Here is a 13,106-nt window from a genome sequence, read left to right as displayed (position 1 = left end):
AGCGGGTGCGGCGTGAGGCGGTGGGCGTGGCGCATGAGATGGCCGTCTCGATGGGAGCCGCCGGGCCACCTTTCGTTCAGGGGTTTCAGGGGCGAAGCCCCTGAGAGCCTACGAGAGTTGTCCCTCCCTCAGGCGAGCAGTTTCGCCAGCTCGGCGGTGACCGCCTCCGGGTTCTCCTGATGCGCGAAGTGCCCCGCGTCCGGGATCGCCGCCATGCGGCGGTTGGGCGACAGTTCGTGGCCGCGCCGCACCGTCGACCCCAGGATGTAATGGTCGCGGTCGCCGTGCAGCGCCAGCACCGGCACGCGCACCGGCTCGCGCATGGTGGACATGAAGCGCGCGCCGTCGGGCCGCCACTGCGACCGGAAGGCCCAGCGCTGGTACTCCAGCGCGCAGTGCGCCGCACCGGGTATCCGGATCGCGGTTCGCATCCGTTCGGCCGTCTCCGCGAATTCCGGCGTGCGCGCCCACCGTTCGCTCACCCGCTGCCGCAGCAGCCGTTCGATCTCCGCGCCGCCGTCGGTGGTGAGGAGGTTCTCCGGATACCGGGGGAGCTGATAGCGCAGGAAGTTGGGCAGCCACGCCTTGCGCTGCTTCGCATCCCGCAGCACCGCGGCCTTGAGCGTCGCCGGATGCGGCGAGCTCACCAGTGCGATGGAGCGCACCAGCCGAGGATGCAGCACCGCCGTCGCCCAGCAGACCAATCCGCCTTCGGCGTGGCCGACCAGCGTGGCCTCGGTATGTCCGAGCGCGCGAATCAGCCCCGCCACATCACCGGCGAGCGTCCACCCGTCGTAGCCGCGCGGCGGCTTGTCGCTGTCGCCGTACCCGCGCAGATCCACGGCCACGGCCCGGAACCCGCGCTCGGTCAGCCCGGTCAGCTGATGCCGCCACGACCACCAGAAGTCGCCGAAGCCGTGCAGCAGCACCACCAACGGCGTGCCGGGATCCGCGGGCGGCGACCCGGCACCGGCCGCGGCCTCGACCACATGGAAGCGGATGCCGTTGGCATGCACATCCCGATGGGTCCAGGGGCCCTCATAGCGGACACTGGACGGATCCGGAAGCGTATTCGACGACACGCCGTCGAAGCGTAGTGGAAGAACTATGACCGGTACTTGTCGAGCTGCGGCGACGCGCCCGCCTCATGTGCCCCGTGCGCTCCGAAACCGCTGGGCAGCACCGTCTTCGCTTCCTTCAGCGATTCGATGGTCTTCTCCGGCGCGCGCAGTTTGCGCACCTTGAGATAGCCCAGCAGGCCGAACGCCGCCACCGCCACGATCATGAGCAGGAAGACGATCAGGAAGGCCAGCCAGCGGTAGACCCACACATCCAGCAGCTCGGCCAGGAAGAAGAAAAAGAAGAAGGAGCTGAACAGCAGGATGGTCAGCGCGACGATGAAGAAGACGCTGCCCTGCAGACCCTTCTTGATCTCGCCGGTGACCTCCGCCTTGGCGAGCTCCACCTCGGCCCGCACCAGTGTCGACATCTGCTCGGTGGCGTCGCGGACCAGCCCGCCGATGCTTTCCGACTGGCGGGTGTCGACCTCGGAGAGTGGAATCGAGGTGAGGGTGCGGGCATGCCGCCCGTCCTGCCCGCTACCGCCCTGTGTGAAGCTCAATTGCTCGACCCTTCCGCGTGTCCTCGAGTAGACCCGGCCCGGTTGCGGCCGGTCAGTCACTCTCTAGTTCTTGCAGTTCCCGCTCGTCACGTCGCGCCTGGTGGACGCGGCCACGACGCAACAGTAGCGCCGATCCGGCCAGCGAAGCCGCCATTGACGTCAGCAACACCGCTGCTTTCGCGAGTTCCACCGCGGAGCCGTCGCCGACATCCGTGAGTGCGAGTTCTGCCACCAAGAGGCTAACGGTGAAGCCGATCGCGCCGAGTACCGACAGGGCGAACATATCCCGGTAACCGAGATCGTTGGGTTTCACCGCGATGCCGAGCCGGATTGCGACCCAACTGAATCCGAAGATGCCGACGGTCTTGCCGACCAGGAGTCCGAGCACGATGGCCAGTGACATGCGGTCGGTGAACAGCTCCGAGAACACCTCGGTGTCCAGCGGAACGCCCGAGGCGAACAGCGCGAACAGCGGGACGCACAGACCGGCCGAGATGGGCTGGAAGAAGTGCTCCAGATTGGCGGCCGGAACGCAGTGCTCGTCCTCGCCCGGATCCGGCCGCACCCGGGTGAGCAGACCCAACCCCACGCCCGCGAGTGTCGGGTGGATACCGGCCTCGTGCAGCGCGTACCAGGTCACCAGGGCGATGGGTATGTAGAGGACGGGTGAGCTCACGCGGTACTTCTGGCCCAGGAACCACGCCGCGAAGCAGGCCGCGGCCACCAGCAGCCAGAGCATCTGCACGGTGGTGGTGAACAGCACCGCGATGAGAATGATGGCCATGAGGTCGTCCACCACGGCCAGGCTCAGCAGGAACACCCGCGCGCTCGGCGGGATGCGCGAGCCGGTGAGCGCCAGCACGGCCAGCGCGAAGGCGATGTCGGTGGCCACCGGGATCGCCCAGCCGCGGTCCATACCGGGCACACCCCAGCCGACGACGACGGCGATGAGCGCGGGCAGCACGACGCCGCCGCAGGCCGCCACGATGGGCAGGGTGGCGCTCTTGCGGTCGGCGAGTTCGCCGACGATGAGCTCGCGTTTGAGCTCGAGTCCGGCGACGAAGAAGAAGATGGCGAGCAGACCGTCCTTGGTCCAGTCGGCCAGGGTGAGATCGAGGTGCAGCGCCGGAATGGCGAGTTTGGTGTCGATCATGGTGGTGTAGCCCGCGCCCCACGGGGAGTTCACCCAGATCAACGCGGCGGCGGCGGCCACGAGAAGCAGTACGCCACCGACTGTTTCGGTCCGCAGATAGCGAGCGAGCTCGGTTCGGACCTGTGCGATCACGGGTGCACCTTTCAGCCGGGTCGACGGAGCTGCGGCGTGCGAACCACCTCCACAGGACGTCACAGCCGCATGCCGACCAGACTTCCCGGCACACCTTTTGCGCAATTCTAACGGTTTGCCGGGTTGCGCCCGACCACCGCATGCCGCGCGGCCGGGCCCGAGATACGCGAATCGCCCCCGTGATCAGGTCACGGGAGCGACGGGTCAGCGCGCACGCGCACGGGCGCGGCACCGCGGAGCCAGCGCTGATCATTCGGCGTGGCTCCGCGGAGGGCGCGCCCCGTTGTCCGCCCTCCGTGCCCGGTGCACCAGCACCGGGCACGAGAGATCACGGAGTGTGCCTACGCTTTGCTGGCGCGGATGGCCTCGAAGACGTTCGGGTCCACCAGCGTCGAGGTGTCACCGAGTTCGCGGCCCTCGGCCACATCACGGAGCAGGCGACGCATGATCTTGCCCGAGCGGGTCTTCGGCAGTTCGGGCACGACATGGATCTCGCGGGGCCGGGCGATGGGGGAGATCTCGCGGGAGACCTCGGCCTTGAGTTCGGCGATGAGATCGTCGCCGGTGTCCTTGGCCTCCGCCGTGAGGATCACGAACGCGACAATGCCCTGTCCGGTGGTGGCGTCGGACGCGCCGACCACCGCCGCCTCGGCGACGCCCGAATGCCCGACCAGGGCCGACTCCACCTCGGCGGTGGAGATGCGGTGCCCCGACACGTTCATCACGTCGTCGACGCGACCGAGCACCCACAGGTCGCCGTCGGTGTCGAGCTTCGCACCGTCACCGGCGAAGTACCAGCCCTTGTCGGCGTAGCGCGCCCAGTAGGTCTCCTTGTAGCGCTCGTTGTCGCCCCAGATGCCGCGCAGCATGGACGGCCACGGCTTGTCGAGCACGAGGTAGCCGTTGGCCTCGGTCTCGCCGAGCGCGACCGGATTGCCTTCCTCGTCAACGACTTTCGCTGAAATGCCGGGCAGCGGGCGCATGGCCGCACCGGGCTTGGCGGCGGTGACGCCGGGCAGCGGGGAGATCATGATCGCGCCGGTCTCGGTCTGCCACCAGGTGTCCACGATGGGAGTCCGGTTGCCGCCGATGACCTCTCGGTACCAGCGCCAGGCTTCGGGGTTGATCGGTTCGCCGACCGAGCCCAGCAGTCGTAGCGAGGACAGGTTGTGGGCTTCGGGAATCTCCTTGCCCCACTTCATGAATGTGCGCACCAGCGTCGGCGCGGTGTAGTAGATCGAGACGCCGTACTTCTCGACGATCTCCCAATGCCGGTGCTCGTTGGGGAAATTCGGCGTCCCCTCGTAGACCACCTGCGTGGCGCGGTTCGAGAGCGGCCCGTACACGATGTACGAATGTCCTGTCACCCAGCCGATATCGGCGGTGCACCAGTACACGTCCTGTCCGGCCTTGTGGTCGAACACGTAGTGGTGGGTGTAGGACGCCTGGGTCAGGTATCCGCCGGAGGTGTGCAGGATGCCCTTGGGCTTCCCCGTGGTTCCGGAGGTGTAGAGGATGAACAGCGGATGCTCGGCGTCGAAGGCCCGCGCCTCGTGCTCGGGCGAGGCGTTCGACACGGTCTCGTCCCACCACAGGTCGCGTCCGTCGGTCCACGGCACCTCGATGCCGGTGCGGCGCACCACGAGTACGTGTTCGACGCTCTTCGCGCCACCGTCGGCGGCGAGGGCCTCGTCCACGGCCGTCTTGAGCGGGGCCGCGGTGCCGCGCCGCCACTGTCCGTCGGTGGTGATGACCAGGCGCGCCTCGGCGTCGTCGACGCGCTGGCGCAGCGCGGTGGGGGAGAAACCGGCGAACACCACCGAGTGCGTCAAACCCAGTCGCGCGCAGGCCAGCATGGCCACGATCGCCTCGGGCACCATCGGCATGTAGATGGCCACCCGGTCCCCGGCCGTCAGCCCGAGTTCGGTGAGGTAATTGGCCGCCCGCGACACCTCGGCCAGCAGCTCGGCATAGGTGATGGCCCGCGAATCGCCCGGTTCACCCTCCCAGTGGATGGCGACCTGATCCCCGTGCCCGTCGAGCACATGCCGGTCCACGCAGTTGTAGGCGACATTGAGCTGGCCGTCGACGAACCACTTCGCGAACGGCGCGTCGTCCCAGTCGAGCACCCGGGTCCACGGCTGATGCCAGTGCAGCCGCTGCGCCTGCTCGGCCCAGAAGCCCTCGCGATCGGCCTCGGCCCGCTCGTAGATCGACGCGTCGGTATTGGCCGCCGCGGCGAATTCGGCGCTCGGTGGATACGCGTCCAGGTGGTCAGCGGTGGTTTCGGTCATCTCTCTTCTTCTCTCGCATCTGCCCGTCTCGTATCTGCCCCGGGGGTGACCGCGGCCACTTCGACAGTATCGGACCGCGGGTAGGCAATGTGCCATCGTCCACCGCCGCAATGAGTCCTCTGTGTTGCCACATTGCTAACAAGCCGAACAATCCCTGAGCGATCCGCTGACAACGGGTGGGCGGGTGGCTACTGTCCGTTTCACCCAAGACGACCTCCACGGTGCGCTCGGCGGATCCCGATGTGTACCGGTGCCGTCTTCCTGCGATCGGGAGAATGCGTTGAGAGCGAAGATGATTGCCGCGGTCGCGGCGGCGTTACTGGCCACGAGCGTGACCCTGACGGCCTGCTCATCCGGTGGCGGCGGCAGTTCCGACATCGTCACCGTCAACGGTGCCGAGCCACAGAACCCGCTGGTACCGACCAATACCAACGAGAACATGGGCGGCCGCGTGGTCGACCGGCTGTGGGCCGGACTGAAGTACTACGACGCCAACGGCGTGGCGCACAACGAGATGGCCGAGACCATCGAAACCACCGACCGCAAGAACTACAAGATCACCTTGAAGCCGGGCTGGACATTCACCGACGGCACCCCGGTGACCGCCGAATCCTTTGTCAAAGCCTGGAATTACGGCGCGCTCTCCACCAACGCGCAGTTGCAGAACTACACCTTCTCCTCCATCGTCGGCTTCGAAGAGGTCTCCAAGAAGGACCCGACGGTGCAGACCATGTCCGGTCTGAAAGTACTCGACGACCGCACCTTCACCGTCGAATTGGTGTCTCCCTCAATCGATTTCGAAGGCGCGCTCGGATACGCGCCGTTCTACCCGCTGCCCGAGGTCGCCTACAAGGACATGAAGGCCTTCGGCGAGAACCCGATCGGCAACGGGCCCTACATGTTCGCCCGCACCGGAGCCTGGCAGCACAACAGCAGTATCGAACTGAAGCCCAACCCGGATTACAAGGGCGGCCGACCGGCCAAGAACAACGGCCTGAAGTTCGTCATGTACCAGTCCTTCGACACCGCCTACGCCGACCTGCAGTCCGGAAATCTGGACGCGCTCGACACCATCCCGCCCAGCTCCCTCACGGTCTACAAGGACGATCTCGGGGATCGCGCGATCACCAAGCCGACCGCGCAGAACCAGCACATCGGCATCCAGTCCAATGTGCCGCACTTCGCCGGACAAGAGGGACTGCTGCGTCGACAGGCCATCTCCATGGCCATCGACCGGGAATCCATCTGCGACAAGATCTTCAACGGCACCCGTCTCCCGGCCCGCGACTTCACCGCCGCCACCCTGCCCGGCTTCAATGGCAATCTGCCCGGCTCGGAGGTGCTGAAGTTCAATCCGACCGAGGCCAAGAAGCTGTGGGCGCAGGCCGACGCCATCTCACCGTGGTCGGGTCGCTACGACATCGCCTACAACTCCGACGGCGGCCACCAGGCCTGGATCGAGGCCGTGGCCAACAGCATCAAGAACACCCTCGGTATCGAGACCAGCACCGTGCCGTACCCGACCTTCAAGAACGTTCGTGACGAGGTGAACGCCGAAACCATCGGCAAGGCTTTCCGTTACGGCTGGCAGGGTGATTACCCGAGCATGTTCCAGTTCCTCACCTCGCAGTACTACAGCCTCTCGGAGACGAACAACGTCAACTACAACAGCCCCGAGTTCGACAAGCTGCTGGGCGAGGCGCTCGCCGCGCCCACCGAGGAGGAGGCCTACCGCATCATCGCCCAGGCGCAGGCGCTGCTGATCAAGGATATGGCGGACATCCCGGTGCTCGATTACGTTGCGGCGGCTGGTATTTCGGAGCGCGTCCGCAAGGCCGAACTGGCCTGGAACGGGCTGTTCGACTTCGAGAACATCGAGAAATAGCAGCCGTTGCGCCGGGGCCGATATCGACATCGACCCCGGCGCAGCACTTTCCGGGAGAAAATATGGCTTGGTACGTCCTGCGGCGCATACTCCAGATGATTCCGGTGTTCCTCGGCGCGACCTTCTTGATCTACGCGATGGTCTTCCTCATTCCGGGGGACCCCATCGCGGCGCTGGCCGGTGAGAAGCCCCTCACCCCCGCCATCGAAGCGCAGCTGCGCGCCCAGTACCACCTCGACAAGCCGTTCATCACGCAGTACCTGCTCTACCTGAAAGGCATCTTCACCCTCGATTTCGGCGTCGCCTACTCCGGTCAGTCGGTGCGCTCCAAACTGGTGGACGCCTTCCCGATCACCATCAAGCTGGCGGCGCTGGCGGTGCTCATCGAGGGTGTGTTCGGCATCCTGTTCGGACTCGTCGCCGGATTGCGCAAGGGTCGGCTGTTCGACTCCACGCTGCTGGTGGCCAGCCTCGTCATCATCGCCGTGCCGGTGTTCGTGGTCGGCTATGTGGCGCAGTTCCTGCTCGGGGTGAAGTGGGGTATCGCCCCCACCACGGTCACCGGTGACGCGAGTTTCGCCGAATTGCTGGTTCCCGCAGTGGTACTCGGCTCCCTGTCGTTCGCCTATGTGCTGCGGCTGACGCGAAACTCGGTGGCGGAGAACATGTCCGCCGATTACGTGCGCACCGCCACCGCCAAGGGCCTGGGGCGACGGCGGGTGGTGACCGTGCACATCCTGCGCAACTCCATGATTCCGGTGGTGACCTTCCTGGGCGCGGATCTCGGCTCGCTGATCGGCGGCGCCATCGTCACCGAGGGCATCTTCAATATTCCGGGCGTTGGCGGGACGCTGTACGACGCCATCATGTTCGTGGAGCCGCCCACGGTGGTGTCGTTCGTGACGGTGCTCGTGGTCATCTTCCTGCTGTCGAACCTGATCATCGACCTGCTCTACGCCGCACTCGACCCGAGGATCCGCTATGCCTGACCTCGTCAAGGAACCCGGGGCCGACCCGCGGCCCGGACAGGAGCTCTACGTCGCGCCACCCGACGAGGTGGAGGTGCTCGCCACCGACCGGGTGGTGGAAACCCAGGAGCCGACCAGCATTTGGGCCGATGCCTGGCGGCGGCTGCGGCGCAATCCGATCTTCATCGCCGCCGTCGGGCTCATCGTGCTCGTCACCGTGGTGGCGCTGTGGCCCGGATTGTTCACCGATCAGGATCCGCACCTGTGCCAGATCAACGACAGTATGGGCGCGTCACGGCCCGGCCATCCCTTCGGTTTCGACAAGCAGGGCTGTGACGTGTACGCCCGCACCGTCTACGGCGCGCGGGCGTCGGTGCTGGTCGGGCTGGGCGCGGCGGCGCTGTTCGTGCTGGTCGGCGGCACCCTCGGGGCGCTCGCCGGGTTCTTCGGCGGACTGCTCGATTCGATCGTGTCGCGGATCGCCGAGATCTTCTTCGCCATTCCGCTGGTACTGGCCGCCATCGTGCTGTTGCAGATGTTGCGGCCCGCCACCATGTGGAATGTGATCCTGGTGCTGGTCTCCTTCACCTGGCCGCAGGCGGCGCGGATCGCCCGCAGCGCGGTCATCGAGGCGAAGAACAGTGAATATGTCACGGCGGCAAAGGCATTGGGCGTCTCGCGGCTGGGCATTCTGGTGCGTCACGTACTGCCGAACGCGGCCGGACCGCTCATCGTGGTGTCCACCCTGTGGCTCGGCGTCTTCATCGTCACCGAGGCCACGCTGTCGTTCCTCGGGGTGGGGTTGCCGCCCGAAATCGTCTCCTGGGGCAGCGATATCGCCCGGGCCAGGAACGAGCTGCGCAATTCGGCGATCCTGTTCTATCCCGCCGCGGCGCTGGCGATCACGGTGCTGAGCTTCATCCTGCTCGGTGACGCCGTCCGCGACGCACTCGACCCCAAAGCCAGGAAGCGGTGAGCGGAGATGACCGACACGAATACGCCGTTGCTCGAAATCCGCGATCTGAACGTCTGTTTCACCTCCGAAGGCAAGCGGGTACCAGCGGTGCGGGACGCGAACCTCACCGTCTACCCGGGGCAGACCGTGGCGATCGTCGGTGAATCGGGCTCCGGGAAATCGACTACGGCACACGCCATCATCGATCTGCTGCCAGGTACGGGTCAGGTCACCTCCGGGTCCATCGTCTTCGACGGCACCGACCTCACCAAGGCGACGTCGGAGCAGATTCTCGCGGTGCGCGGGCGTGGCATCGGGCTGGTGCCGCAGGACCCGATGTCCAATCTGAATCCGGTGTGGAAGATCGGGTTCCAGGTGCGGGAAACCTTGGAGGCCAACGGGATCGCCAAGGGCGCGGCGGCCCGGCAGCGGGCCGTCGAGCTGTTGGAAGAAGCCGGAATGTCCGACGCCGCGCGGCGGATGAACCAGTATCCGCACGAGTTCTCCGGCGGTATGCGCCAGCGCGCGCTCATCGCCATCGGGCTGTCCTGCCGACCGAAACTGCTCATCGCCGACGAGCCGACCTCGGCGCTGGACGTGACCGTGCAGCGGCAGATCCTCGACCATCTGGACGGGCTGACCAGCGAGCTCGGCACCGCCGTGCTGCTGATCACCCACGACCTCGGCCTGGCGGCCGAACGTGCCGAACATCTGGTGGTCATGTACCGGGGGCGAGTGGTGGAATCCGGTCCGGCACTGCGGATTCTGCGTGAACCGCAGCATGCCTACACCAAGAAGCTGGTGAACTCCGCGCCCTCGCTGGCCTCGCAGCGGCTCTCGGCGGTGCGCAGGCGCAGCGAGATTCGCGAACAGGCGGTGGAGGTCGCCGAGCAGGTCGCGGAGGCCGATACCGAGATCACCGAGGTGACCGACGACGTGGTGATCGCCGAGAAGCTCACCAAGACGTTCCGGATTCGCGGTGGAAGGCCTTGGAAGGCAACAGATTTCACCGCCGTCGACAATGTGTCGTTTCGTTTGCGGCGCGGGACCACCACGGCGCTGGTCGGCGAATCCGGCTCCGGGAAGTCCACCGTGGCGCAGATGGTGCTCGGCCTGCTGGAGCCGACCTCGGGGCGCGTGCTCTTCGACGGCTCCGAAGTGGCGACGTTGAAAGGCAAGTCCTCCTTGTCTTTTCGCCGACGCGTACAACCGGTGTTCCAGGACCCCTATGGCTCACTGGACCCCATGTACTCGATCTTCCGCACCATCGAGGAGCCGCTGCGCGTGCACCGCATCGGCACGTCGAAGGAGCGCGAAGCCACCGTCCGCGACCTGCTCGACAAGGTCGCGCTGCCCGCCTCGGTCATGCGCCGCTATCCCAACGAACTCTCCGGCGGCCAGCGCCAACGCGTCGCCATCGCCCGCGCTCTCGCCCTCCAACCCGAGGTGGTGGTCTGCGACGAGGCCGTCTCCGCCCTCGACGTCCTGGTCCAAGCCCAGATCCTCAACCTCCTCAACGACCTCCAAGCCGAACTGGGCCTGTCCTACCTGTTCATCACCCACGACTTGGCCGTGGTCCGCGAGATCGCCGACAACGTCCTCGTCATGGAGCAGGGCAAGGTGGTGGAAGCCGCCTCCACCACAACCGTTTTCGACAACCCGCGATCCGAATACACCCAACGTCTCCTCGCCGCCATCCCGGGCAGGGAACTCTTGGCCAGCTGACCCCCGCCGGGCACGACCGAACACAGGCCCGTCCGCCGCGGCGCGTTGGCGGCGCGACGGTTCGGTGAGTGGGGTGACCTCGCGTGTGTGCGGCGTTCCGGCCGGGAGCCAGGCCACAAGTCGCCTCCCAGTAGCCTCGTATCTCGTGACCGACCCGTTGCAGCCCCTAGTCGACCTGCCCGGCGTACGCGAGGCCGCCGACAAGGCCCGCGACGCGCTCGCCGAAGTGCACCGCCACAAGGCGAACCGGCGCGGGTGGCCGACCACCGCCGCCGAGGCCGCCGTGCGCGCGGCCCGCTCGTCGGCGGCCATCGACGGCGGCACCATCGACATTCCCGCCGACGGGCAGGTGGAGGACCCGATCCTGGCCGGATCGCTGCGGGTCGGCCAGGCCCTCGACGCCGAGGGGCTGCGGAACCTGGCCGGAATCTGGCAGCGCGCACCCCTCCAGGCTCTGGCCCGACTGCATCTACTGGCAGCCGCCGACATGGTCGACGACGAGCAGCTGCTCGGCCGCCCCCGCAATGTCCCCGGCGTGGCCGAACGCCTGGACCTGCTGGCCCAAACCATCCTCGCCACCGAGGCCCCCGCCCCCGTGGTCGCCGCCGTGGTGCACGGCGAACTCCTCACCCTGCGCCCCTTCGGCACCGCCGACGGCATAGTCGCCCGCGCCGCGACCCGCCTCGTCGCCGTCTCCAGCGGCCTGGACCCCCACAGCCTCGGCGTCCCCGAAGTCTTCCTCCTCCGCCGCCGCCAGGCCTACCTCGACGCCGCCGCCGCCTTCGGCACCGGCACCCCGAACGCCGTAGGCGGCTGGGTCATCTTCCACTCCGGTGCCCTGGAAGACGGTGCCCGCGAAGCCCGTTCGATCGCCGACTCCGCCTCCGGCTAGCCCGGCAGTAGAGGATTCCCAGCGCCGCCGACCCCCTTGCCGCCTTTGGGGTTTCAGGGGCGAAGCCCCTGAGAGTTCCGAGAGTTGGTCCCCGCGCATCAAAGCGGGCGGCGTTGTCGCTACTGCGACCTCACCGCCCGCTAGCACGGACTACCCGGTTACCAAGCGTGCTCTCTCGGGTTGTGTAATTTCGGCCTCGGCGAGCTCTCCGGACTCCGCCGATTCATCCCCACAGCGTGTGCGAGGCCGTCATCGTCGAAATCGCGGATAACGCAGGCCCACAACACTCGTGCCCTTGTCGCGGCGTGCTCCGCGTGGGTGCCTGGTGTCCGTGCTCGGAAGGGTGGGATGGGAGATTGGACCTTCTCTTCCGATCCGATCTTGGCCTTCCGTCCTTCCTTGGTTCCATTGTTACTCTGTGACCCCACTCACAGCAAGACCTGCGAAAACTTTCATTTCCTGCGCCGCATCAGCTTGTAACTGAGCGCTCCCGCCGCCACCGCGCCGATCCCCACCGCGACACTCGCCGCCACCGTCGTGCCGGACGGCGCGGGAATCCGCGACCACAGCGACACCGGGTTCTCGAAGGTCAGAATGGGCCAATTGCGCTGATGCGCCTCACGCCGCAGCGCCCGGTCCGGATTCACCGCGGTGGGATGCCCGACCACCGACAGCATGGGCAGATCGGTCACCGAATCGGAGTACGCGTAGCAGCGCGACAGGTCGTAACCCTCGCTGGCGGAAAGTCTTTCGATCGCCTCGACTTTGCCCTCGCCGTAACAGTAGAACTCGACTTCCCCTGTGTACTTACCGTTTTCGACCACCATGCGGGTGGCGGCCACGTGATCCGCGCCCAGCGCGGCGGCGATCGGCCCCACGATCTCCTCGCCGGAGGCCGAGACGATCACCACGTCGTGGCCCCGAATCCGGTGGTCGGCAATGAGATCGGCGGCCTCGGCGTAGATGAGCGGATCCACGATCTCGTGCAGCGTCTCGGCCACGATCCCCTTCACCTGCTCGACGTCCCATCCGGCACACATGCTGGTCAGATGGGCGCGCATCCGCTCCATCTGGTCGTGGTCCGCGCCGGAGAGCAGGAACAGGAAGTGCGCGTAACTGCTTTCGAGCACCGCGCGTCGGCTGAGCAGCCCCTGATCCAGGAACGGCTTGCTGAACACGAAGGCGCTCGACCGGGCGATCACCGTTTTGTCGAGATCGAAGAAGGCGGCGACTCGTCCGCGTTGGGCTGTCACAGGGACCAGCTTATGTTTCGCGGGCGGATCGGGCGGTATGTGACGGGAATGCCCGGGTTAGCCAGTCGGAAGCCGGGGTCCGTGCGTCGGAAAACGACTCGCCCGCCGGACTTGCATTCCCGGCGGGGCTTGGGTGTAGTATCGCAGATACCTGGACATGGTCCAGGCGCGTTCAGCCCGACCCCCCGGGGCTGAACCCGACGGCCCCAGCCTCCTCCCCCCCCGGCT

10 protein-coding genes are annotated in these 13,106 nt (G+C 66.8%); 5 read left to right on the top strand and 5 right to left on the bottom strand.

The window, feature by feature from the left end:
- Positions 1–128 precede the first annotated feature (128 nt).
- From ACIBH2_RS27780 to acs, 4 genes are all read right to left on the bottom strand, one after another.
- Positions 129–1,082, bottom strand: a complete 954-nt coding sequence (locus tag ACIBH2_RS27780) for an alpha/beta fold hydrolase (protein ID WP_397122605.1) — start codon at positions 1,080–1,082, stop codon at positions 129–131.
- Between the two features lie 23 nt (positions 1,083–1,105).
- A complete protein-coding gene (locus ACIBH2_RS27775; RefSeq protein ID WP_397122603.1) occupies positions 1,106–1,621 on the bottom strand; it encodes a phage holin family protein in 516 nt (171 codons plus the stop codon).
- A gap of 52 nt (positions 1,622–1,673) precedes the next feature.
- Positions 1,674–2,906 carry a Na+/H+ antiporter NhaA gene (gene nhaA / locus ACIBH2_RS27770; protein WP_397122601.1) on the bottom strand — a complete coding sequence of 411 codons (1,233 nt, stop codon included), beginning with the start codon at positions 2,904–2,906 and terminating at the stop codon, positions 1,674–1,676.
- Between the two features lie 341 nt (positions 2,907–3,247).
- A complete protein-coding gene (gene acs / locus ACIBH2_RS27765; RefSeq protein ID WP_397122599.1) occupies positions 3,248–5,200 on the bottom strand; it encodes an acetate--CoA ligase in 1,953 nt (650 codons plus the stop codon).
- A 292-nt stretch (positions 5,201–5,492) separates the two neighbouring features.
- Between acs and ACIBH2_RS27760 the strand changes: the two genes are divergently transcribed.
- The 5 genes from ACIBH2_RS27760 to ACIBH2_RS27740 all read left to right on the top strand — a co-directional run bounded on the left by ACIBH2_RS27760 (position 5,493) and on the right by ACIBH2_RS27740 (position 11,625).
- On the top strand, positions 5,493–7,085 hold the full coding sequence (locus ACIBH2_RS27760) for an ABC transporter substrate-binding protein (protein WP_397123063.1): 1,593 nt from the start codon (positions 5,493–5,495) through the stop codon (positions 7,083–7,085).
- Between the two features lie 62 nt (positions 7,086–7,147).
- Positions 7,148–8,074 carry an ABC transporter permease gene (locus ACIBH2_RS27755; protein WP_397122597.1) on the top strand — a complete coding sequence of 309 codons (927 nt, stop codon included), beginning with the start codon at positions 7,148–7,150 and terminating at the stop codon, positions 8,072–8,074.
- Positions 8,067–9,029 (top strand): ABC transporter permease, encoded by a 963-nt coding sequence (locus ACIBH2_RS27750; RefSeq protein ID WP_397122595.1) that lies wholly within the window; start codon positions 8,067–8,069, stop codon positions 9,027–9,029. The genes ACIBH2_RS27755 and ACIBH2_RS27750 overlap by 8 nt, the downstream gene beginning before the upstream one ends.
- 6 nt (positions 9,030–9,035) lie before the next feature.
- Entirely contained in the window at positions 9,036–10,733 is a 1,698-nt protein-coding gene (locus tag ACIBH2_RS27745; protein WP_397122593.1) for a dipeptide ABC transporter ATP-binding protein, read from the top strand.
- 145 nt (positions 10,734–10,878) lie between these two features.
- Positions 10,879–11,625 (top strand): oxidoreductase, encoded by a 747-nt coding sequence (locus tag ACIBH2_RS27740; RefSeq protein WP_397122591.1) that lies wholly within the window; start codon positions 10,879–10,881, stop codon positions 11,623–11,625.
- Positions 11,626–12,077: 452 nt separating this feature from the next.
- Here the strand turns inward: ACIBH2_RS27740 and ACIBH2_RS27735 are convergent, their stop codons facing one another.
- Positions 12,078–12,878 (bottom strand): HAD family hydrolase, encoded by an 801-nt coding sequence (locus ACIBH2_RS27735; protein ID WP_397122589.1) that lies wholly within the window; start codon positions 12,876–12,878, stop codon positions 12,078–12,080.
- Between the last annotated feature and the right edge of the window lie 228 nt (positions 12,879–13,106).

Origin of the sequence: Nocardia sp. NPDC050406 (assembly GCF_044459025.1) — a bacterium.
Classification (GTDB): Bacteria; Actinomycetota; Actinomycetes; order Mycobacteriales; family Mycobacteriaceae; genus Nocardia.
Note: the sequence above shows the minus strand (reverse complement) of the source record. Positions and strands in the feature narration are given on the sequence as shown.

Coding starts and splice junctions, on each gene's coding strand:
- acs (WP_397122599.1), bottom strand. CDS start 5,200: ATGACCGAAACCACCGCTGACCACCTGGACGCGTATCCACCGAGCGCC.
- ACIBH2_RS27760 (WP_397123063.1), top strand. CDS start 5,493: ATGATTGCCGCGGTCGCGGCGGCGTTACTGGCCACGAGCGTGACCCTG.
- ACIBH2_RS27755 (WP_397122597.1), top strand. CDS start 7,148: ATGGCTTGGTACGTCCTGCGGCGCATACTCCAGATGATTCCGGTGTTC.
- ACIBH2_RS27750 (WP_397122595.1), top strand. CDS start 8,067: ATGCCTGACCTCGTCAAGGAACCCGGGGCCGACCCGCGGCCCGGACAG.
- ACIBH2_RS27745 (WP_397122593.1), top strand. CDS start 9,036: ATGACCGACACGAATACGCCGTTGCTCGAAATCCGCGATCTGAACGTC.